Annotated in this window: 15 protein-coding genes; 9 read left to right on the forward strand and 6 right to left on the reverse strand. The window is 69.0% G+C overall.

The window, feature by feature from the left end; translation table 11 throughout:
• Window positions 1–18: 18 nt before the first annotated feature.
• The 3 genes from gltB (at window position 19) to H6717_10935 (ending at window position 6846) form a co-directional block, all read left to right on the forward strand.
• Window positions 19–4569, forward strand: coding sequence for a glutamate synthase large subunit (gene gltB, locus H6717_10925; GenBank protein ID MCB9577525.1), 4551 nt, complete (start codon window positions 19–21; stop codon window positions 4567–4569).
• Entirely contained in the window at window positions 4569–5999 is a 1431-nt protein-coding gene (locus H6717_10930) for a glutamate synthase subunit beta (protein MCB9577526.1), read from the forward strand. Before gltB ends, H6717_10930 begins: the two co-directional genes overlap by 1 nt.
• A 178-nt stretch (window positions 6000–6177) precedes the next feature.
• Window positions 6178–6846, forward strand: coding sequence for a hypothetical protein (locus tag H6717_10935; protein MCB9577527.1), 669 nt, complete (start codon window positions 6178–6180; stop codon window positions 6844–6846).
• Window positions 6847–6930: 84 nt separating this feature from the next.
• On the opposite strand, the gene H6717_10940 is transcribed toward H6717_10935, so the two are convergent.
• Both H6717_10940 and H6717_10945 read right to left on the reverse strand, forming a co-directional pair.
• Window positions 6931–7833 carry a sel1 repeat family protein gene (locus tag H6717_10940; GenBank protein MCB9577528.1) on the reverse strand — a complete coding sequence of 301 codons (903 nt, stop codon included), beginning with the start codon at window positions 7831–7833 and terminating at the stop codon, window positions 6931–6933.
• Window positions 7834–7842: 9 nt separating this feature from the next.
• A complete protein-coding gene (locus H6717_10945) occupies window positions 7843–8679 on the reverse strand; it encodes a hypothetical protein (protein ID MCB9577529.1) in 837 nt (278 codons plus the stop codon).
• Window positions 8680–9265: 586 nt separating this feature from the next.
• Between H6717_10945 and H6717_10950 the strand changes: the two genes are divergently transcribed.
• From H6717_10950 to H6717_10960, 3 genes are read left to right on the forward strand one after another with little or no spacing between them, the layout of a single operon-like run.
• Window positions 9266–10849, forward strand: coding sequence for a 1-acyl-sn-glycerol-3-phosphate acyltransferase (locus H6717_10950; protein MCB9577530.1), 1584 nt, complete (start codon window positions 9266–9268; stop codon window positions 10847–10849).
• 8 nt (window positions 10850–10857) lie between these two features.
• Window positions 10858–11868 (forward strand): NAD(P)-dependent glycerol-3-phosphate dehydrogenase, encoded by a 1011-nt coding sequence (locus H6717_10955; GenBank protein ID MCB9577531.1) that lies wholly within the window; start codon window positions 10858–10860, stop codon window positions 11866–11868.
• Window positions 11865–12296, forward strand: a complete 432-nt coding sequence (locus tag H6717_10960) for a hypothetical protein (protein ID MCB9577532.1) — start codon at window positions 11865–11867, stop codon at window positions 12294–12296. The genes H6717_10955 and H6717_10960 overlap by 4 nt, the downstream gene beginning before the upstream one ends.
• Window positions 12297–12407: 111 nt before the next feature.
• On the opposite strand, the gene H6717_10965 is transcribed toward H6717_10960, so the two are convergent.
• The 4 genes from H6717_10965 to H6717_10980 are packed head-to-tail and all read right to left on the reverse strand — an operon-like array spanning window position 12408 to window position 16690.
• Window positions 12408–13103 carry a 1-acyl-sn-glycerol-3-phosphate acyltransferase gene (locus H6717_10965; protein ID MCB9577533.1) on the reverse strand — a complete coding sequence of 232 codons (696 nt, stop codon included), beginning with the start codon at window positions 13101–13103 and terminating at the stop codon, window positions 12408–12410.
• 38 nt (window positions 13104–13141) lie between these two features.
• A complete protein-coding gene (locus H6717_10970; protein MCB9577534.1) occupies window positions 13142–14041 on the reverse strand; it encodes a hypothetical protein in 900 nt (299 codons plus the stop codon).
• Complete coding sequence (locus H6717_10975; GenBank protein ID MCB9577535.1) at window positions 13942–14919, reverse strand: hypothetical protein; 978 nt, start codon at window positions 14917–14919, stop codon at window positions 13942–13944. The genes H6717_10970 and H6717_10975 overlap by 100 nt, the downstream gene beginning before the upstream one ends.
• 31 nt (window positions 14920–14950) lie before the next feature.
• Window positions 14951–16690, reverse strand: coding sequence for a DUF393 domain-containing protein (locus tag H6717_10980; GenBank protein ID MCB9577536.1), 1740 nt, complete (start codon window positions 16688–16690; stop codon window positions 14951–14953).
• 106 nt (window positions 16691–16796) lie between these two features.
• Here H6717_10980 and H6717_10985 point away from each other — a divergent pair, with 106 nt between their 5' ends.
• The 3 genes from H6717_10985 (at window position 16797) to H6717_10995 (ending at window position 21329) form a co-directional block, all read left to right on the forward strand.
• Window positions 16797–18563: a zinc-ribbon domain-containing protein gene (locus H6717_10985; GenBank protein MCB9577537.1), complete on the forward strand. Its 1767-nt coding sequence runs from the start codon at window positions 16797–16799 to the stop codon at window positions 18561–18563.
• 67 nt (window positions 18564–18630) lie between these two features.
• A complete protein-coding gene (locus H6717_10990) occupies window positions 18631–19884 on the forward strand; it encodes an NAD-binding protein (GenBank protein ID MCB9577538.1) in 1254 nt (417 codons plus the stop codon).
• Window positions 19881–21329 (forward strand): DNA integrity scanning protein DisA nucleotide-binding domain protein, encoded by a 1449-nt coding sequence (locus H6717_10995; protein MCB9577539.1) that lies wholly within the window; start codon window positions 19881–19883, stop codon window positions 21327–21329. The genes H6717_10990 and H6717_10995 overlap by 4 nt, the downstream gene beginning before the upstream one ends.

The following is a 21329-nucleotide window of genomic DNA, read 5'->3' on the forward strand; positions in this document are numbered from 1 at the left end:
CGCACGGAGCACTGACGAATGCCGCTTCCCGACAAGTCGGGGCTCTATGACCCCAAGCTCGAGCATGACGCCTGTGGTGTCGGCTTCGTCGCGAACATCCGCGGCGAGCGCTCGCACGCCATCGTGAAGCAAGGCGTCGACGTGCTCTTGAACCTGGTGCACCGCGGCGCCAGCGGCTGCGATCCGCTCACCGGCGACGGCGCCGGCATCCTGGTGCAGATCCCCCACGAGCTGCTGACCGAAGCCTGCGACAAGGTCAAGCTGCCCGAGCCCGGTCGCTACGGCGTGGGCTCCGTGTTCCTGCCGCGGAACAAGACGCAGCGCGCGCGCCTCAAGCAGATCATCGAGGACAAGATCGCGGGTACCGGCCAGCGGCTCATCGGCTGGCGGCAGCTGCCGGTGAACGAAGAGGTGCTCGGTCCCGTGGCGCGGGCGAGCGCCCCGGTGATCGAGCAGGTGCTGGTGGGCTCCACCTGCGAAGACGAGGTCACCTTCGAGTCCAAGCTGTTCGTGATCCGCAAGTGGGCGGAACGCACGGCGCGGGAGAGCGGCCTGGAGGGCGCCGACCAGTTCTACATCCCGAGCCTGTCGGCCCGTACCATCGTGTACAAGGGCCTGCTCCTCGCGCAGCAGCTCGCGGGCTTCTACCCCGACCTGCAGAACCCGCTGATGAAGAGCCGCCTGGCCTTGGTTCATCAGCGGTTCTCCACCAACACGTTCCCCACTTGGGAGCTGGCGCAACCGTTTCGGTTGATCGCCCACAATGGCGAGATCAACACCGTGCGCGGCAACGAAGCCTGGATGCGCGCCCGGGAGCAGTTGTTCGACGGCCGTATCTTCGGTGAGGAGGTGCGCCACATCTTGCCGACCATCACGCCGGGGGGCAGCGACTCCGCCACGCTGGACAACGTGGCCGAGCTGCTCATGCACGCGGGGCGCTCCCTGCCCCACGTGATGATGATGTTGGTGCCGGAAGCCTGGCAGAACGACCCGGACATGCCGCGCGAGAAGCGCGAGTTCTACGAGTACCATGCGTGTCTGATCGAGCCCTGGGACGGCCCGGCTGCCCTGGCCTTCACCGACGGCCGGCAGATCGGGGCGATCCTGGATCGCAACGGGCTCAGGCCTGCGCGCTGGACCATCACCAAGGACGGCCTGGTGGTGCTGGCCTCGGAGACGGGCGTGCTGGACATCCCCGCGGAGCGCATCGAGCGCCGCGGGCGTCTCGAGCCCGGGCGCATGTTCCTGGTCGATACCGAAGCGGGGCGTGTGGTCGAGGACGAAGAGCTCAAGAGCGAGCTCTGCAAGCAGCAGCCCTACGGCAAGTGGCTGGCTCGAAACGCCATCAACATCGACGACCTGGACGACGTCGCCGTGGAGTCCACGGTGCTGGCACCGGATGCGCTGCGACAGCGCCAGCGCATGTTCGGCTACACCGAAGAAGACCTGCGCCTGTTGATGGCACCCATGGCCCAAGACGGCGCCGAAGCCGTCGGCTCGATGGGCACCGACACGCCGCTGGCGGTGCTGTCGGAGCGGCCGCAGCTGCTCTTCAACTACTTCAAGCAGCACTTCGCTCAGGTCACCAACCCTGCCATCGACCCGATCCGCGAAGAGCTCGTGATGAGCATCGCGAACTTCATCGGTGGAGAGGGCAACCTGCTCTTCGAGCTGCCGGATCACGCGCAGATGCTCCGCCTGCCGAGCCCCCTGCTCACCAACGAGGAGCTCGAGAAGCTCCGCGGCAGCCACCGGATGCATTTTCGCCAGCCCGCCACCCTGCCCATGCTCTACCCGGTGGCCGAGGGCGCCCAGGGGCTCAAGGCCGCGGTGGACGAGCTGTGCCGCCTGGCGTCCCTGGCCGTGCTCAACAATCACAGCCTGATCATCCTGAGCGACCGCGGCGCGAACGAGCACATGGCGCCGATCCCGAGCTTGCTCGCCACCGGCGCGGTGCACCACCACCTGATGCGCAACGGCACCCGCATGCGCGTGGGCATCCTGGTAGAGACCGGCGAAGCCCGAGAGGTGCACCACTTCTGCCTGCTGCTCGGCTACGGTGCCGGCGCCATCAATCCGTACCTGGCGCTGGACGGCGTGGACGAGATGGTCCGCCAAGGGACCTTCCCGGAGGACCTCGACGTGTACGAGGCGCGCAAGCGCTACATCAAGGCGGCCAACAAGGGCGTGTTGAAGGTGATGAGCAAGATGGGGATCAGCACCCTGTCGAGCTATCACGGCGCTCAGATCTTCGAGGCTCTGGGCTTGGACGAGGAGCTGGTGGAGCGCTACTTCACCGGCACTGTCTCGCGCATCGGCGGAATCGACCTGGAAGTGATCGCGGACGAGACGTCGCGGCGTCACAAGAGCGCGTTCGCGGCGCAGCCCAGCCACATGCTGGACGTGGGCGGGGAGTACCACTACCGCGCCCAAGGCGAGCGTCACATGTGGACGCCCGGTACCGTCGCGGCGCTGCAACGCGCGGTGCGGACGGAGGACGTGCGCAGCTACCGCGAGTACTCGGACCTGATCAACCAGCAGAGTCGCGGACTGATCACGCTCCGCGGCATGTGGAACCTGCTGCCCGCCGACGCTCCCCTGCCCCTGTCGGAGGTCGAGCCCGCGGCGGAGATCGTGAAGCGCTTCGCCACCGGCGCCATGAGCTTCGGATCCATCAGCGCCGAGGCGCACGAGAACCTCGCCATCGCGATGAATCGCATCGGTGGCAAGAGCAACACCGGCGAGGGCGGCGAGCGCGACGAACGCTACCTGCGGGACGCAAACGGCGACAGTCGCAAGAGCGCCATCAAACAGGTGGCCTCCGGGCGCTTCGGCGTCACCACCTACTACTTGGTCAACGCCGACGAGCTGCAGATCAAGGTCGCCCAAGGCGCCAAGCCGGGCGAAGGCGGGCAGCTGCCGGGGCACAAGGTGGACGCCGTGATCGCCAAGACCCGGCACTCCACACCGGGCGTGACGCTGATTTCACCGCCGCCCCATCACGACATCTACTCCATCGAGGATTTGGCGCAGCTCATCTTCGATCTGAAGATGGTGAACCCCAAGGCTCGCGTGAGCGTGAAGCTGGTGGCGGAGGCCGGCGTCGGCACCATTGCCGCCGGCGTGGCCAAGGCGCACGCCGACGTGATCCTGATCGCCGGGCACGACGGCGGCACCGGCGCTTCGCCACGCACCAGCATCCGTCACGCGGGCGTACCCTGGGAGCTCGGTCTCTCCGAGACACACCAGGTGCTGGTGAAGAACGACCTGCGCAGCCGCGTGATCCTACAGACCGATGGCCAGATGCGCACCGGACGCGACGTCGTCTTCGCCGCGCTCCTGGGCGCCGAGGAGTTCGGCTTCGCCACCGCGCCGCTGGTGGCGTCGGGCTGCATCATGATGCGCAAGTGCCACCTCAACACCTGCCCGGTAGGCGTGGCCACTCAAGATCCCGAGCTGCGGAAGAAGTTCACGGGACAGCCGGAGCACGTGATTCGCTTCATGTTCTACGTGGCCGAAGAAGCGCGAGAGCTGATGGCGCAGCTCGGCTTTTCCACCATCCGCGAGATGGTGGGGCGCGTCGATCGCATCCGAAAGCGCGACACGCACCACCTGAAGGCCGGCAAGCTCGACTTCTCCGACGTGCTGAGCCCTGCCGCGCCGGATCCGGGGGTGAGCGTGACGCAGTGCCAGTCCCAGGAGCATGGCCTGGAAACGGCGCTGGATCACGAGCTCATCGCCCAGGCCCAGCCGGCGTTGGAGCGCGGTGAGCCGGTGCGCATCGAGCGCGCCATCCAGAACGTGCACCGGACGGTGGGCGCCATGCTCGCCGGGGAGATCACGCGGCGCCACGGCAAGGCGGGGCTGCCCCCCGGGGCCGTCAGTCTGTCTTTCCGCGGCAGCGCAGGTCAGAGCTTCGGCGCCTTCGCCGTGAGCGGTATGGACATTCGCCTGGAGGGCGACGCCAACGACTACGTGGGCAAGGGCATGAGCGGCGGGCTCTTGTGTGTCCGGCCTCCTGCCGGCGCCACCTTCCGAACCTGCGACAACGTGATCGTCGGCAACGTGGCGCTGTACGGCGCCACCGGCGGCCGCGCCTTTTTCTCGGGCCGCGCCGGGGAGCGCTTCGCGGTGCGCAACAGCGGCGCAACGGCAGTGGTGGAGGGCGTCGGGGATCACGGCGCCGAGTACATGACCGGCGGTCGCATCGTGGTGCTGGGCGGCACCGGCCGGAACTTCGGCGCGGGCATGAGCGGCGGCATCGCCTACGTCCTGGATCACGACGGCCGCTTCGCGAGCCGAGTCAATCACGGGCTGGTCGAGCTCGAAGCCCTGTCCGGGGACGACGCGCCGATGCTCGCGGGGCTGCTCGAAGAGCACATCGCCCTCACCGGCAGCGAGCTCGCCAAGGAGCTGCTCGGGGTGTGGGAGCAGACCCTCGGTCGCTTCGTGAAGGTGGTGCCGGTGGAGTATCGCCGCGTGCTCTCCCAGCTCGAAGATCTGCCGGTGGAAGCCACGGACGCGGAGCCCACGCCGGAGCCGGATCACCACCCACCGGAGGCGGAGTGATGGGCAAGGTCACCGGATTCCTCGAGTACGAGCGGGCCGAAGCGGACAAGCGCCCTGTCGACGAGCGCGTGAAGGACTTTCGCGAGCTCGAGCTGCCGGTGGTGCAGGAGTCCCTCCAGCGTCAGGGCGCTCGCTGTATGGACTGCGGCATACCGTTCTGTAACACCGGCTGCCCGCTGGAGAACCTGATCCCGGACTGGAACGATCACGTGTATCGCGGCCGCTGGGATCTGGCTCTCGATGCGCTTTCCGCCACCAACAACTTCCCCGAGGTCACCGGGCGGGTGTGCCCCGCCCCCTGTGAAGCGGCCTGTGTGCTGGGCATCAACGACGATCCCGTCAGCATCAAGCTGATCGAGAAGTCCATCGCCGATCGCGCCATCGCCGACGGCGCCATCGTGCCCCGACCCGCGCGCGAGAAGACCGGCAAGACCGTGGCCGTCGTGGGCTCCGGTCCCGCGGGCCTCGCCGCCGCGCAGCAGCTCGCGCGCGCCGGCCACGACGTGGTCGTGCTCGAGCGGGACGATCGCATCGGCGGGCTGCTCAGCTACGGCATCCCGGACTTCAAGCTCGACAAGAGCATCGTCACGCGCCGCGTGGAGCAAATGCAGCGCGAAGGCGTGCGCTTCGAGACCGGCGTGAACGTCGGCGTGGATCTGAGCGTGGCGGAGCTCCAAGAGCGGTTCGACGCCGTGTGCTTGGCGATCGGCTCCCGCAAGCCGCGGGACCTCACGGTGCCCGGACGCGAGCTTTCGGGCATCCACTTCGCGATGGACTTCCTCGAGCAACAAAACCGCCGCGTGGCGGGAGATCCGATACCGGAAGACCGCGTCATCAGCGCCGCCGGCAAGCACGTCGTGGTGATCGGCGGCGGCGACACCGGCAGCGACTGCATCGGCACCTCCCACCGCCAGGGCGCCCTCAGCGTCACCAGTCTCGAGATCCTCCCGCGTCCGCCGGACGAGCGCTCCCCTTCGACACCGTGGCCGCTGTGGCCGCTCATGCTGCGCACGTCGTCGTCCCACGAAGAAGGCGGCGAGCGGCGCTTCAGCGTGTCGACGGAGCGCTTCAGCGGCGACGCCGGCCGTGTCACCACCATGCATTGCGTGGAGGTGGAGATGCGCGCCGGTCGTCCGGAGCGCGTTGCGGGCAGTGAGCACGAGCTGTCGGCGGATCTCGTGCTGCTGGCCATGGGCTTCGTGCATCCCGAGCACGAAGGGCTGGTGGAACACTTGGGCTTGAAGCTCGACCGCCGCGGTAACGTGCGGGTGGACGAGCAGTTCATGACCAGCGTGCCGGGGGTGTTCGCGGCCGGCGACTGCCAGCGGGGACAGTCCCTGGTGGTGTGGGCGATCGCGGATGGACGGCGCACTGCGGCATCCATCGATACCTGGCTTCGCCGCGAAAAGAGCGACTCCGACGCCGCATGACGGCCGCCTTTCGCCTCCTCGGCCGAGTCGTGAGATACTGTGCAGTGAGGACGACTTGTCGAGCGGTAGTTCCCCGAAGCGAAAGAAGCCTCCCCTCCCCCCACGTCCCCGGCAGAAGGTGCCGCAGGAGTCGGGTCCGGAAATTCGAGTGGAGTACGGGCCTGCGGGCCGGGACACCATGGCGGCCATCGCCGAGGACGTCGCTTCCCTGGTGAGCGGCGGCGCGAGCAACTTCCAACCCTCGAGCCCGGATCTGTCCTTCGAGCTCGCCCCCGCCGGCCGCGAGACGCTGTCCGCGATCGTGGGAGAGGCCAAGAGCGCGACCCCCATCGAAGTGCGCGCCCACATGAGCACGGTGGACTACGAGCAGCGCTACAACACCACGGCGTCCATGCCCGACATCGAGGTTCGGGAAGGCGTCGTCGGTCGCGACACCATGGCGGCGATCGCTTCCGAGCTGGGCGAGCCCCAGACCGGCGTGCGTCGAAGGGTCAGCACCAAGGGTTACGACAAGCCGTTGCGCGCCTTCGATCCCGCCGCCGAGGTGAACGTGATCCCGGCGCCGGGCCGTGACACCCTGGAAGCGCTGGCCAACGCCGTGATGGCGGAGCGCGCTCCGGAAAGTGAATCTCGTGAAGCGCTGGATGTCTTCGAGATGGCGACCTTCGTGGTGCGCGGCGAAGATCTCGCGCGCCTCAGCACCGAGCAGGCGCGCCGTCAGTTCGTGGAAGAGCGTCTGCTCGATCGCCTGCCCGCGCGCAACATGGACGAGGTGGATCGCGTGGACGTGACGCCGTGGACCGTGAAGAACACGGTGATCCTCCGTGTTTGGTGTCGCGTGACCTGACGGCACCGCGGCGAGCCAACAAAATCAGGCGGATTGGTCCGATTTTCTTTGCTGGTGCGGCGCGATGCCCGTCGCGACCCGCGCTCAGCCGCCGCCGCGCAGGCGCTCGCAGCTGGTCGCATCCCCGAGGCCGCAGGCGCGCTCGAACAACGCCTTCGCGCGATCCGGATCCGGCTTCTGATTGCCGCGATCCGAGAGCATGAGGGCCATCGCGCGACAGGCCTGGGCGCTGCCCATGTCGCAGCCCTTCTGCACCAGCTCGGCGGCGCGCGCGGCGTCCTGCTCTCCGCCGCGGCTGCCCATCAGCGAGCGGCCGTAGCCGTAGCAGCCCTCGGCACTGCCGCCGTTGCAGGCCTTCTCGAACAGCACCTTGGCGCGCACGGGATTGGCGGGCACGCCCTTGCCCACGTAGGTCGCGAGAGCGAGGCCAGCGCAGGCCGCGGCGCTCTCGGCCTCGCAGCCTTTGCGGAAGTACTCCACCGCCTTGGCTTCGTCCTTGGGCACGCCCAGGCCCTTGTCGCTCTTGTCGCCCAAGCGGGCGCAGGCGTCGCCCACGCCACCATTGCAGGCCTGCTCGAGGAGCGTTCGAGCGCGGGTCGCGTCGCGCGCTCGCCCTTGGCCGACGTCGAGGGCCTCCCCCAGGGAGGCGCAGCCTGCGGTATCGCCGCCGCTGCAGGCCTTGTCGAACAGATCCGCGGCGCGGCCTAGATCTCGAGGCACGCCCACCCCCAGCGCGTAGAGCTTACCGAGATCGCCACAGGCGGCGGCCTTGCCAGCTTCGCACGCGGCGCCCAGGAGATCTGCCGCGCTGCCCGAAGCGCTCGCCGCCCCGCCCCGCGGCACGGCTTGGGCGACGCGGAAGCCCAGCGCCGCACCCAGGCCGAGCGCCACGACGTAGCCCACGGGCGAGCGCCGGGGCGGAACCTGAGCCAGCAAGGACGGGGGCGCACGCCGGCGCCCGGCTTTTTCTTCGTCAGTTCGGGTCACGCCCGGAGCTTACTGACAATTCGAGCCGGAAGGCACGTTGCACGTGCTGGCCACCGATTGGACGCAGAGGTTGTCCCAGCCGGTGGAGCAGCAATACGAGTCCGTCGCGCAGATGGCCGCCACACACGGGTCGCAGCTCGCCTTCAGCGCGCCGCCGGTCGTGCAGTAGTCATGCGTGCAATCGCAGGAGTAGTCACCCGTGCACACGGAGGTGTCCTGCACCAAGCCCACGCACACGGCGTCCCAGCTCGACACGCAGCAGAACGCGTCCTTCGCACACACCTTCTGGGCGCAGTCATCCGCACCGTAGCTGCACGACACGGCGTTCAGGTTGAACCCGGTGGAGCACAGCGAGTGGTTGCAGCAGTTGGCCACCGGCGCGTGCTGACAGGCGCCGGTCGTCGCGTTGCAGCTGTCGGCAGTGCACACGTTGCCATCGAGACAGTCCTTCGGCGCGTGCAAGCACTGACCACTGTTCGGATCGCAGCTGTCCGTGGTGCACAGATTGCCGTCCGCGCAGTTCTTGGCGGCGTGCAGGCACTGACCCGTGGCCGCGGCGCAGGTATCCACGGTGCAGGCGTCGTTGTCGTTGCAGTCCTTCGGCGCGTGGGCGCACTGCCCCGTGCTCGGATTGCAGCTGTCCGTGGTGCAGGCGTTGCCGTCGGCGCAGCTCTTGGGGACGTGAACGCAGCCCGTGGCGTTGTTGCAGGAATCCGTGGTGCACGCATTGCTGTCGTTGCAGTCGAGGGGCGCATGCACGCAGCCCGCGCTCGCGTCGCAGCTGTCCGTGGTGCAGGCGTTGCCGTCGCCGCAGTCCACCGCGGCGTGCTGGCAGCTGCCGTTCACGCAGCTGTCCGTGGTGCACGCGCTCTGGTCGTCGCAGTCCGCGACCGAGGTGCAGCCGCCGCGCCGCCGCTGCCCGCCACGCCGCCCGTGGCGCCCGCGCCCGCCACGCCTCCGGTGGCGCCGGTGCCCGCCACGCCGCCGCTGCCCGCGGCGCCGCCCGTGGCGCCCGCGCCGGCCGCGCCGCCCGTCGCGCCGGCACCCGCGACGCCGCCCGTCGCGCCGACGCCGCCCGTCGCGCCGACGCCGCCCGTCGCGCCGACGCCGCCCGTCGCGCGCCGCTGCCCGCGAAGGCCCCTGTGGCGCCGCTGCCGCCCGTGCCTCCGGAGGCGCCCACGCCGCCGCTGCCCGCTCCGGCGTCCGAGCCGCCGAAAGTCACCGAGTCATCGCCCCCACAGGCAACCAGTACCAGCGACGAAAGAACCCCGAGCCAACGAAGCAGCGCGCGCATGTTTCCCTCCACAAGCAAGTCGACACTCCGAGCATACCTCCGCCGCGCTACGCCCGCACATACCCGAGGGTATGCCGCCGTGAAAACCTGACGAAAGCCGCCACCTCCCCCGAACCCGCGTTGTAGGCTGGCAGCCCCATGCGCCCGGAAGACCGAGAGCGCGCCCAAATCGAGGCTGCCACCCGAGTGGTCGACCGCACCGTGGCGGCTGCCCGCTCCAGCCTCGATCTGGAAGCCGCGATCAGCGACACCCTGTACCATGAGCGACGACGCCTCGAGCGCGCCAAGCACGACGCGCGCTTCAAGGCCGACTCCGCCTTCTACCAGAAGCTCCAGCGACGGCTGCGCCACGCCTCCGACGCGGACCTGCGCCATCTGCTGGACCAGATCTCGCGGCGCTTCGCCGCGGAGATCGTGGGCAACTTCGACGACAACGTCTACAAGCTGTCGACCACGGTGGTGCCCACGGGGCTGTCGCTGTTGCTCGGCGCCATGACCCCGAAGAGCTTCACCTCGCTGTCGTCGTTGCGCCGCGGACTCTCGGATCACATGCGCATCGAAGGGGCCGTGGACCACGTGCGCTCGCTCCTGGATCACGGCACGTTGATCGTGGTGCCCACCCACTCCTCGCACCTCGACAGCATCGTCCTGGGCTACGCGGTGCACCTGATGGGCTTGCCGCCGCTGCTGTACGGCGCGGGGCTCAACCTGTTCGAGAACCCGGCGACGTCCTTCTTCATGGGTCGCCTCGGCGCCTATCGCGTGGACCGCAAGAAGCAGTCGAAGCTCTACAAGGACGTGCTGAAGGAGTACGCCACCGTCGCCCTGGAGCTCGGATACAACAACTTGTTCTTCCCCGGTGGCACCCGCAGCCGGAGCGGCGCCGTGGAGCAGCACCTGAAGCGCGGGCTGCTGGGCACCGGCATCAACGCCTACATCCAGAACCTGCGGGTGAAGCGCGACAAGCCCAACCTGTACGTCGTCCCTTGCACCATCTCCTACAAGCTGGTGCTGGAAGCGGAAACGCTGATTGACGATCACCTGAAGGAAGTGGGCAAGGCGCGCTACATCATCGAAGACGACGAGTTCTCCAAGCCCCGGCGGGTGCTGCAGTTCCTCTCGGATCTCGTGAGCCTGGATGCCAAGGTCGTGCTCACCTTCTCGCCCCCGCTGGATCTGTTCGGCAACCGCGTGGACGAAGAAGGCCGAAGCCTCGACCCCCGCGGTCGCATCGTGGACCCCGCCAGCTACGTGGCGGTGGACGGCGAGCCGCGCCACGAGCCCCAACGCGACGCCGAGTACACCAACGAGCTGTCGGAGCAGATCGTGGCGTCGTTCCTGAACGAGAACGTGGTGATGTCCACGCACCTCGTGGGCCATGCGCTGCTCTCCCTGCTCAAGCACAAGAACCCGGGCATGGATCTGTATCGCCTGTTGCGCACCGGCGGGCACGCCCCGGCGGTGCCGGTGGACGAGCTCGCCAGCGAGACGGGCCGGGTTCTCGGCGCCATACGCGATCTCCCGAATGGGCCGCGGCTGTCGGAAGAGCTGTCGCGCGATCCGCGTAGCATCGTGGACGACGCCCTGCGCGCCTACGCCTGCTACCACGTTCGGCCGGCGGCGGTGCGCCGCGGCGACCGCATCTTCCACGAGGATCGCAACCTGCTTCTTTACTACGGCAATCGACTGCGCGGTTACGACTTGGGCCGGGCCCTCGCTTGAGGAACGTGATGGACGATCGAGTGGCAGTGATTGGCGCCGGCAGCTGGGGCACCACCCTGGCGAAGGTGCTCGGGGACAACGGCCGGAAGGTCTGGCTCTGGACGCGGCGCGAAGAGCTGGCCCGGGGCATCAACGACAAGCACGAGAACGCCGACTATCTCCCCAACGTTCGGCTACCCGACAACGTAGAAGCGACCCACGACCTCGAGCGCATCGCCAAGAGCTGTCACCTGATCTTGATGGTGGTGCCCTCCCACGGCATGCGCGCCGCAGCGCGGGAGCTCGGAGACTTCTTGAGCGGCGAGCACGTGCTCATCCACGCCTCCAAGGGTATCGAGGAGGGCAGCTTCAAACGCATGAGCGAGATCTTGCGGGAGGAGACCTGCGTTCGGAAGATCGGCGTGCTCTCGGGGCCCAACCTGGCCAAGGAGCTGGCCAACAAGCAGCCCACGGGAACGCTCGTGGCCTCGCACTTCGACGAGGTGTACGAGCGCGCCGCCGCGGTGCTGAACAACGACTACTTTCGCGTATACGGCGGTCGCGACGTGATCGGTGCCGAGGTGGGCGGCGCGTTCAAGAACATCGTCGCGCTCGCGGCCGGTGTGGCCGCGGGTCTCGGCTTCGGCGAGAACACCAAGGCGCTGCTGCTCACGCGCGGTCTCAGCGAGATGGCGCGCTACGGCATGGCCATGAAGGCGGAGCTGCTCACCTTCGGAGGCATGGCCGGCATGGGCGACCTGATCGCCACCTGCTCGTCGCCCCTGTCACGCAATCATCAGGTGGGAGCGCGGCTGGCAGCCGGCGAAAGTCTTCAGGAAATCCAGAAGCAGATGCGGATGGTAGCCGAAGGTGTGAAAACCACCCACGCCGTCCACGACTACGCGGTGAAGAAGGGGATCGATCTCCCCATCGTGAAGGCGGTGTATCATCTGCTGTACGAGGGGGGGGACGTACCCACCCTCATGCGGGATCTGATGAGCATCCCGACTGGTGCAGAGTTCGTTGCCCTGAGCCCATGATCCTCACGCCCCGCGTGCTGTCCGTCGTCTCCTCCGTCGCCCTGTCCAAGGCGATGGCGCACGTGCTCGGCCGCCGTGGCTTCAGCGTCGACGTGGTGACCAGCACCGAGCGCGCGATGGGCGTGCTCACCCACTACGACTGCGCCGTGCTCGCCGACGAGCTGCCCCAGGCGCTGGCCACGGCGGGCTGGCTGCTCGCCAACGGACGCGCGGACTCCGTCGTCTTCTACGGCAGCAGCATGGACGAAGAGCAGCGCCTGCGTTCCGCGAACCTCGGCAGCCACGTGCACGCGAGCGAAGGACTGCACCGGCTGAGCCTGGTGATCAGCGACGCCATCGAGGAAACGCGACTGGCCCGCGCCGCCGGCGCCGAAGATCCGGACTCGTTCCGTCCAGAGGCCCGCACTGGGCCGCGACGCCGTCGTTGATCGCGAGCGCGCCGGGCATCGCGCCGCAGCGACAATTTTCATGATCCTGTTGGTCCGGCGCGAATCCAAGACGGGGCGACCCCGGGGCTCGTCGGAGCGAGCGACGCTCGGCTACAGGTGCTCGGCGATGCGACGACGGACTTCTTCGCACAGCTCGGCGCGGCGCTGGTGGCCGTAGTCAGCGGCGCGCACCGGCTCGCTCACCCACACGTGGACCAGGGCGCCGGGCCTCACATTGAAGCCCTTGGCGGGGAGCACCTTGCGAGTGCCCACGATGGTGACGGGCAGGATGCGGCAGTCGGCGTCGAGCGCCAGGTGAAAACCGCCTTGTTTGAACTCGCCGAGGGCGCCGCTACGGCTACGAGTTCCCTCCGGCGCAATCCAGATGCTGGTGCCGGACGCGAGGGCCTCCTTGGCGCGGGACAGGCTTTCGATGGCGCGCTCGCGGTTCTTGCGATCGATTTCCACGAAGCCCGAGGCGCGCATGGCAGGAGCCCACACGGGGACGCGAAAGAGCTCGGACTTGGCGACCATCCGCACCCGACGCTCGAGAGCCTGAAACACCACCGGAATGTCGTACAGCGATTGGTGATTGCTCATCACCACGAAGGTCTCGCCCACCGGAGCGTGCCCGAGGCCGTGCACCGACAGCTCGATGCGCGCTTGCTCGAGCAGGCGGCGCGACCAGGAGTCGAGGCGTTCGTCGCACGCCTCCGAGGTGACGCGACCGAGCGCGGCATCCACCACCGTGGGCGCGCTGATCCACGCGGTTTCGACGATGGCGCGGGACAGATGCCAGACCGTCATGGCGGGCGGAAGCTACTTTCTCGGCGCCGAGCGCGCAATCACCGGGCGTGGAGCAGTGGAAACGACGCGCCGCCGAGCAGCCGGCGGCGCGTGGGGGGTGATGGCGGCACTCCGGGCGGTGGCACGTGCTCGCTCACGTACCAGATCTCGAGTCGATCGATGCGGTCTTCGGCGCGTCCGGTGCGCTCCGGGTAGCGCATCAAGTAGTCGCGGAAGCCCGGCAGCAGCGCCGCGAACTTGGGATCGGCGAGACGCCGATGCAGATCTCCCCACAGTTGATCGAAGTGGAAGCCGCCCGGGGGGTTGACGTCGAAGTCCGGCGCGCGGCCCGTCAGCGGATCGACGTGGCGACCCTCCACGGTGACGGCATCGACGACAATCTTGCCGTCCTCCGCCGGTGGGTTGGGCGCGAACATGCTCCAGCCCTGGAACATGCGCGGGTAGATCACCAACGCTTCGAGCCAGCGGGGCCTTTGGGGTTTGAGCGACGCGGGCACACCGCGGTTCTCGATCAACACCTGCAGCGCGCTGGCGTAGAGCAAGAGCGCCACCAGCGCCTCGGCGGCGATGCGCCGCCAGCGCACCACGGCGCGCGCGGCGTCGGACGGCGGATCGGCAACCTGGCTCTCGCCCGGCGTCACGCCGCGGGCCAGGCGCTCGCGCACCCCCTGGTGGCTGGCGAGCCAGTGGATCGGGCGGGCGAACAGCCGAATAATCCGGCTGAAAGGCAGCGAGCGGCCGAGGGCGACGACGGCGGCAACGCCCCTCTCGCCGCTTTCGAGGCGGAGCTCCGACCCGGCCGCGAAGCGTACCCGTTGGAAGAGGTCCAGACGACGGATCACACGAGCGACGCCCAGGTGATCCGCACGCTCGGGATCGAGCTCCACCACTTGCTCGGGGCGTCCCTGGGCGCGCTTGCTCCAGACGGAGGCGGGCACGTAGGCGAAGAACACCAGCACCATCGCCCACGAGAACGGTCCGAGATTGACGACGGCCGCGATGGAGCCGTGGAGCACCAGGGCGAGCCCCCAGGCGAGCATGCGCGCCCGCTGGGTGAGCACCGGCGACAACAGCAGCGCCACCAGCGCCGCCTCGATGGCGAGGGTGCGTAGGTGGCGATGCGCATCACGGCGAACGGGATGTGATGGCGTACCAGCCCGCCGAAGCTCGTGAGCATGCGGTCCTGCTGAAAGAAGTAGTAGACCGCGGTGCCGTCGTGCCAGGTGCTGCCGTCCTTGTGGACGGTGTTGAAGAAGTAGATCACCGCCCACTGCGCGATGAGCGCGAAGATGGCGAGGGACACGACGGGCGTCGTATCGCGCGGAAGCCTGCGGTTCAGGTCGTCCACGCTGCCTTCCACGTCTCCGCGCCAGGAGGCGAGCCAGGCGTCGACGCTCAGGCGCCGCCCCAGGGGCAGGAACAGGGTCCACACGGCCAGCAGGTTCAGCACGACGAAGCCGCCGTTTTCCAGCAAGATCGTGCGACTGTCCAAGCTGGTGACGAGCAGCGCCGAGGCGAGCTGCATCCAGCGCGTGCGGTAGCCCACGCACAACAGCAGGCTGACCGCTACTTGCAGCGAGAGCAGGACCGCCACGGCGGTGGGCGTGCTCAGCGAAAGGTGCAGCGAGAACAGGTGCGGCGTGAGCGGGTGGGCGAAGACGGCGTAGTTCGGACGCCAACCGGCGTTGGAGTAATGCGCCGCGAGATCCGGGAAGCGCCGGAGCACGTCCACGGCCAAGAGCAGACCGAGGGCGATGCGCAGCAGGGCGAGGGAGCGCGGGTCGGCGGACGCGTAGCGGACGGCGAGCCAGCGCATCAGGGCTTCGGTCCCAACATGAACAGGGGCGTCAGGCGCGCGAGAGCTCGACGGGGGGCAGTGGCGTGGCGGAGCTCGCGCCGGGCTCCGGCGCGCGCTCGCGCACCCACCACACCGTGAGCGTCGTCGCCTTGGGCTCCGTGCGAGCGACGAGCCAGCTGCGGAAGGGCACGCGCTCGGCCTCGAAGCGCGGCTCGCGCAGGTGACGGCCGTAGGCGGCCCACAGCGGGACAGCGCGGGGCCACCGGCCGCGAGCCTCGGCTCGCGGCCGGTGAGCGGATCGACGTGGCGGCCGTCGGCCAGGGTGGCGTCCACGACGAGGCGTCCATGCTCCGCGGAGGACGTCCGACCAGCGGCGCGACGCCCAGGGCGCGCGCGCGGCCGCCGCCGCCGCCGGCGGCGGCGGCAGCAGCGCCGCGAGCCACGGCGAGTCGTGCGCGACGCCGGCGACGATGAGCGCCGCGACGCTCAGGGCGACGACGGCGCGCAGCCGTGGGTGCTCCGCGGGAGGCGGCGCCGTGGCGCCGCCTCCCGAGGGCGCGTGCGGCATGCCGCACGCGCCCAAGCCGAGCCACGACGAAATCGCGATGCGACGCTCCGCGATCGCGCGGTACCCGCGACGACCGATGGCGGCGAGCCCCGGGATTCCGCACCACCCCAACATCAAAATGCCAAAAGGCAGCGCCCGGCCGATCTCGAAGACGGCGCGCTCTTCGGTGTGCACCCCACCCTTCGAGTCGATCACGACGACGCTGGTCTCGAGGACGTCACGGGGTACGGCATCGGGAATGCGCTCGAGCTCGTCATTGCCCACGAAGGTCAGGCGGCGAAACGGATCGAGGCGGACGAGAACCCGCGACACGAGCAGGCAGATGCCGCAGTCGGCGTCGAAGATCACGGTTCGCTTTCGCGAATCCCTCGCGAACCACCGGGCGGCGAGGCCCGGGGTCCGAAGCAGGAGCACGAACGGCAAAAAGCGCACGAAGGCGAACAGATCGAGCTCGGTGGTGAGGGCGAGGCCGCCGTACAGCAAGCCCGCGAGTAGGGCGGCGAGGCGTCGCGCTCGTGGAATCAGCAGCAGCAGCGCGAGGGCAAGCAGCGCGAGGCGCACGCCGCGGGCGACCCATGGGAGGGACAGGGGCTCGCGCAGGGCACGACCGACTCCGCTGACCAGAGCGTCGTGATGCAGGAGGTATCCGAGGGAGGCGTCGGTGGTATCCAGACATCCGAGCACATGCAGCAGCGACCAGGTCGCCACGAGCACCGCGACGGCGATGCTCCGATGGCTGACGGCCGGCGACTCCCGGTCCGCGAGCTCCGCCGAGGACTTCTCGTGGCGACGCGCCAAGCTCGCGCGCAGGGCGTCGATCGACAGACGGCGTCCGAGCGGGAGCGTCACCGTGAGCGCGAGCAGCGCGGCGAGCAGCGGCTCGGCGGGCGCTTGCACCAGCGGGTTCCGAAGCCCCAAGCCCACCAAGCAAGCGAGCGCCAGCAGGTGACAAACGCGGGTATGAAACCCGATGGTGAACAGCAGGTAGACGACGGCGGTGAGCGCCAAGCCCACGGCCACCTCGCCGGGACGGCTGAGGGACATGTAGAACGTCGGCAGCGTGTGCTCGCGGAGGAGCGCGACGTGATTGGGCAGCACCCCCTCGTTGCTGAAGAACGTTCGGGCCACCTGGGCGCGACGCAGCAGATCGAGGAGTAGGGCAGCTCCCAATCCTACGCGCGCTGCACCCGCCCAGCGCAGATCGATCGAGGGGCCGGTCATGGGCCTTCTGGACTCTAGACTCCCGGGCCGGAGGTGCTCGGAAAAGGGCAGTGGCGAAACGAAACCCGCTGGAATAGTCTCTGGACGAGCCCTCGCTCGGCAACTGATGGAAGTTACCTGTACTAATTGCCCTGCGCGCTACGCCGTTCCGGACGCGAAGGTGCGCGGACGCAAGGTCCGCATCAAGTGCAAGCACTGCGGCGCCGGTATCGTAGTGGACGGCACGGTTCTGGGTGCGGCAGCCCCCAAAGCGCCGAAGCCGGAGCCCAGGCCCGCGCCGAAACCGGAATTCAAGCCGGAACCCAAGCCCGCGCCCGAGCCCGCGCCCAAGCCGGAACCCAAGCCCGAGCCCAAACCGGAACCCAAGCCGGAACCCAAGCCGGAACCCAAGCCGGAGCCCAAGCCCGAGCCCAAACCCGAGCCCAAGCCCGAACCCAAACCGGAACCCAAGCCGGAGCCCAAGCCCGAACCGAAGCCCGCGCCGAAGCCCTTCGAGCCCGCCAAGCCCGAACCGGAGCTGGTCGCGACCAAGAACGTGGGCGGCGGATTCTCGCCGCTGGACGATCGCCCGAGTGGTTGGCACGAGCCCGGTGCCGGTGTGCCCGGTGCCCGCACGCGACAGCGCAACCCGGCGAAGCAGACGCTCCTCGGTGGCCTCGGTGGTCCCGGCGCGGACGACGAACCCTCGCCTCCGCCGGTGGTCGCGGAGGCCAAGCCCACCCCCAAGCCCGCGGCGGCGGTGCCGCGGCCCACGGCGGCGGGCGCTGCGCCGCGACGGGTGTCGGCCAACAAGCGCACCATGATCGGCATCCCCGCGCCCGCAGTGGAGGAGCCCGCGGTGCCGCCCATGGCTCCGGTGGCCGAAGAGCCCGCCGCTTCGGAGTCGGGGGACGAGCCCGAATGGACCGTGGCCATCACGGACGACCAGCACGAGGAGCTGAACACCAACGAGGTCGTCGAGCTGTACGCCCGCGGGGCCATCGATCAGGAAACGTTCATCTGGGCGGACGGGATGGAGGACTGGAAACAGCCCTGGGAAATCCCGCTCATTGCCGCCGCCCTGAGCGCTCGCGGCCTGGCGCCGCTGCCGGAGGAGTCGGACGACGACGACCGCACCATCGTCTCTGACGGTCTGCCGCCCTCCCGCTCCAGCGGCGTCTGGCGAGAACCGGGCAGCTGGTCCTCGCCGGATCTCAACGCGCCCTTCGACGACGACGCGGTGAGCTTCGACGACGTCACCGTGAGCATGGACGCGCCCCGAGCCGCGGAGCTCTTGCGTGAGGCCAGCTTGCTCGACGAGATGCAAGGGCCCCCTCGACAGCCGGCCACCACCATGGACGTGGGTGTGGACGAGCTGATGGACGACGCTGCCCACGAGGACGTGACCCGCGCGGTGCCGTCCTCGCCGGATTGGACGACGGAAGAGGACGCGCACCTCACCGGGGCGCGCCACGACGACTCCGTGCTGTTCTCCCTCGACGCGCTGGCCAAGAACCCCGAGCCCGCGGGGCCCGAAGACTTCGCCGACGAAGAGCCGACCAGCTTGTTCGACGACGACCAGCCCACCACCATCTTCCAAGACGATCAGCCCACGACGTTGCTCGAACAGCCCGCCGTGGCGGCCGCGGAGCGCTTGGCCGCGCCGTTTCCCGAGCCGGTGCCGATCGTCCCCGAGCCGACGCCGGCGCCCCCGCCCGTCGCCCCGATTCCGGTGGCGCCGCCGCCGGTGTCGATGCCCGCGCCCGAGCAGAAGAAGAAGGGTGGCAGCGGCTTCGTGTGGCTGCTGCTGTTCGTGCTCGTGTTGCTCGCGGCGGCCGCAGCGGCGTACTACTTCCGCGAGCCGCGCGTGCTGTTCGATCGTCTCGGCCTATGAGCGTCGCTGCCCTGGTGTCCAGCGCCGTGCTGGCCGTCCTGGTTCTGCTGCTCGTTGCACGAGGTCGATGAGCACGCAGCGGCGACGCCGGCTGGGCGGGATCTGGAAGTGGTTCCGCTGGAGGGCTCTCGCGCTGGTCTTCGTGTTCGTCTGCGCCCTGGTGGCGTTCTCCATTGGCGCCCAACCGAGTGCACGCCCCGACATCGCCGGCGAGCCGATGCTGGCTCGGGTGTACTACGCGATGTCGCTGTTCGTGTTGGGCGGGACGGATCTCGGTGTCCCCTTGAAGGGCTCCACCTTCGCCGTCAGCCTGGCGTGGTTCTCGTACTTCGCGGCTCCGGCGATCACCGCCACCGCGCTGGTGGAGGCCATCGTGCGGGTGCTCACGCCGGAGCTGTGGCGGCTGTACCGATTGCGCGGCCACTTCGTGGTCTTCGGCGCCGATCAGCTCACCACCCTGTATCTTCGGCGGCTGCGCCGGCAGCACCCCCACGTGCCGGTGGTGGTGGTGGAGTCCCGGACGGCGCACGCGGAGATCGACACGCTACGCGAGGCTCACGGCGCCCACGTGGCCATGGGCGACGTCACCGACGCCGACTTTCTCGCGACCTTGCACCTCGAGCGCGCAGCCCGCGTCGCCCTGCTCTCGGACGACGACTTTTCGAATCTCGACGCCGCCGCCAAGATCCTGTCGCTGGTGCCGGAGCTCTCGAAGCGGATCATGGTGCACGTCTCGGATCTGCGCATGGCCAGCGTGCTCGAAGGCACCGCGGTCTCGCGCCACGCGGAGGTGTTCAACACGCACCAGATTGCCGCTTGTCATCTGGTGGAGACCCGAATCGTCGAGCACTTCGAGCGGACCGACCCTCTCGACTGCGTGGTGCTCGCCGGCTTCGGACGCTTCGGCCAGACCGTGCTCAAGGAGCTCCAGGAGAAGGAGGCCGGCCGCTTCGACACCGTCGTGATCCTCGATCGCATGGCCGAGCGGCGCGCCGCCGAATTCGACGAGCAAGTCGGCTTTGCCGGCGACTACCAGCGCCACTGCATCGAAGGCGATCTCGGGGATCCACGGCTGTGGCAGCGTGCGGCGGCCCATTTCGATCAGCGCGAGCCCCTCGTGGTGGTCGGCGCCGGGGACGACCCGGAGAATCTCCGCACGGCGCTGTGGGTGGCACAGCGCTTCGAGCGCGCGAGCGTGGTGGTGCGCTGCTATCAGCTGTCCGCCTTCGCGGAGGACGTCGCCCACAACGGACGCATCTACGGCTTCGGGGTCTCGGAGCTCGTGTCCCAGAGCATGCCGGAGCACTGGTTTTCGCCATGAACGACCTGCTTGGAGATCTCTGGCTCCGGGCACGCCTCGCCGATCTGTTCGACGTCATCGTGGTGTCCGCCGCGTTGTACGTCACCATCAGCTGGATCCGCCGCGCCCACGCGCGCTTCGCCCTGGGCGGCCTGGCAGCGCTCATCGGCTTGTACTTCGCCGCGCGCCTGTTCGACATGGTGCTCACGCTCTTGATCTTCCAGGCGACGATCACCGTGGCGTTGGTCGCGCTGGTGGTGATCTTCCAGGAGGAGATCCGCCGCGTCTTCGAGCGCATCGCGATCGAGGGTCGGCTGCCCCTGCGCCGCACCACGAGCCGCCACGAAGCCGTGGTGGAGCCGGTGGTCACGGCGCTGTCGGAAATGTCGGACAAGCGCATCGGCGCACTGGTGGTGTTCCGTGGGCGGGAGCCCCTCGAGCGGCATCTCTCCGGCGGCTTCGTGGTGGAGGGGCAGATCAGTGTGCCGCTCCTGGCCAGCATCTTCGACACCAGCTCCGCGGGCCACGACGGCGCCGTCATCGTGGACGATGGACTACTGCGCAAGCTCGGCGTGCGGTTGCCGCTGTCGCAGCGCGTACCCGACGACGCCGTGTACGGCACACGCCACACCGCGGCCCTCGGTCTGTCGGAATGCTCCGACGCTTTGGTGGTCGTCGTCAGTGAGGAGCGCGGCACCATCTCCGTGGCCCAAGCGGGCAAGCTCGAGCCCTTGGCCACTTCCGAGCAGCTCCGCAAGCGCATCTATCGCTTCTTGCAGGAGACCTGGCCCGAGAAGCGTCCGAGCGTGTGGCGACGACTGTTCGCTCGCGACCTGGGGGTGAAGGCCGTGTCCGTGCTGGTGGCCGTCATCGCCTGGGTGGTCGTCATCGGGCGTGAGAGCAGTCAGGTGTCGCGCACCCTCACCGTCCCCATCGTGTTCCGCGACGTGCCCGAGGAGTGGCTGCTCGACGAGCCGAAGCCGCCCGAGGCCCGCGTCACGCTGATGGGTCCCGAGCGGGCGTTCTTGCCCCTGTCGCCGGATCACCTGGCGTTCACCATCCAAGCCAATCGCCTGAAGCCCGGCGACCAGCGCATCTTGCTCCGGGACCAGGACCTGTCCTTGCCCGGGGGCGTACAGGTGCGGCGTATCGACCCCGACACCGTCAACGTGACGGCGCGGGAGACCGTGCTGCTGGACGTTCCGGTGAAGGCCACCGTGCGTGGACGCCTCCACGCCGGTCTGCGCTTGGCTCGCATCGAAGCCATGCCCCGCACCGTCAAGCTCCGGGTGCGGAAGGACGAGCGCTGGAAGTACAACGACATCCGCACCGAGCCGGTGGACCTGTCCGGCCTGGACGAGACCACCACACTGTACCGTGCGCTCTCGCCGCCGCCCGGGTCGCGCCTCGCGACCGGCGCGCCGGAACAGGTCACCCTGAAGGTGTCCGTACGCTCGACGAAGTGA

This window comes from Polyangiaceae bacterium, assembly GCA_020633235.1.
In the GTDB taxonomy this organism is placed as follows: Bacteria; Myxococcota_A; Polyangia; order Polyangiales; family Polyangiaceae; genus JACKEA01.

What these genes read in the sequence shown, in the direction of transcription:
- gltB (MCB9577525.1), top strand. Translation starts at nt 19, where the DNA reads ATGCCGCTTCCCGACAAGTCGGGGCTCTATGACCCCAAGCTCGAGCAT.
- H6717_10935 (MCB9577527.1), top strand. Translation starts at nt 6,178, where the DNA reads ATGGCGGCCATCGCCGAGGACGTCGCTTCCCTGGTGAGCGGCGGCGCG.
- H6717_10995 (MCB9577539.1), top strand. Translation starts at nt 19,881, where the DNA reads ATGAACGACCTGCTTGGAGATCTCTGGCTCCGGGCACGCCTCGCCGAT.
- H6717_10960 (MCB9577532.1), top strand. Translation starts at nt 11,865, where the DNA reads ATGATCCTCACGCCCCGCGTGCTGTCCGTCGTCTCCTCCGTCGCCCTG.
- H6717_10990 (MCB9577538.1), top strand. Translation starts at nt 18,631, where the DNA reads ATGAGCACGCAGCGGCGACGCCGGCTGGGCGGGATCTGGAAGTGGTTC.
- H6717_10955 (MCB9577531.1), top strand. Translation starts at nt 10,858, where the DNA reads ATGGACGATCGAGTGGCAGTGATTGGCGCCGGCAGCTGGGGCACCACC.
- H6717_10950 (MCB9577530.1), top strand. Translation starts at nt 9,266, where the DNA reads ATGCGCCCGGAAGACCGAGAGCGCGCCCAAATCGAGGCTGCCACCCGA.
- H6717_10930 (MCB9577526.1), top strand. Translation starts at nt 4,569, where the DNA reads ATGGGCAAGGTCACCGGATTCCTCGAGTACGAGCGGGCCGAAGCGGAC.
- H6717_10985 (MCB9577537.1), top strand. Translation starts at nt 16,797, where the DNA reads ATGGAAGTTACCTGTACTAATTGCCCTGCGCGCTACGCCGTTCCGGAC.
- H6717_10980 (MCB9577536.1), bottom strand. Translation starts at nt 16,690, where the DNA reads ATGACCGGCCCCTCGATCGATCTGCGCTGGGCGGGTGCAGCGCGCGTA.
- H6717_10965 (MCB9577533.1), bottom strand. Translation starts at nt 13,103, where the DNA reads ATGACGGTCTGGCATCTGTCCCGCGCCATCGTCGAAACCGCGTGGATC.
- H6717_10975 (MCB9577535.1), bottom strand. Translation starts at nt 14,919, where the DNA reads ATGCGCTGGCTCGCCGTCCGCTACGCGTCCGCCGACCCGCGCTCCCTC.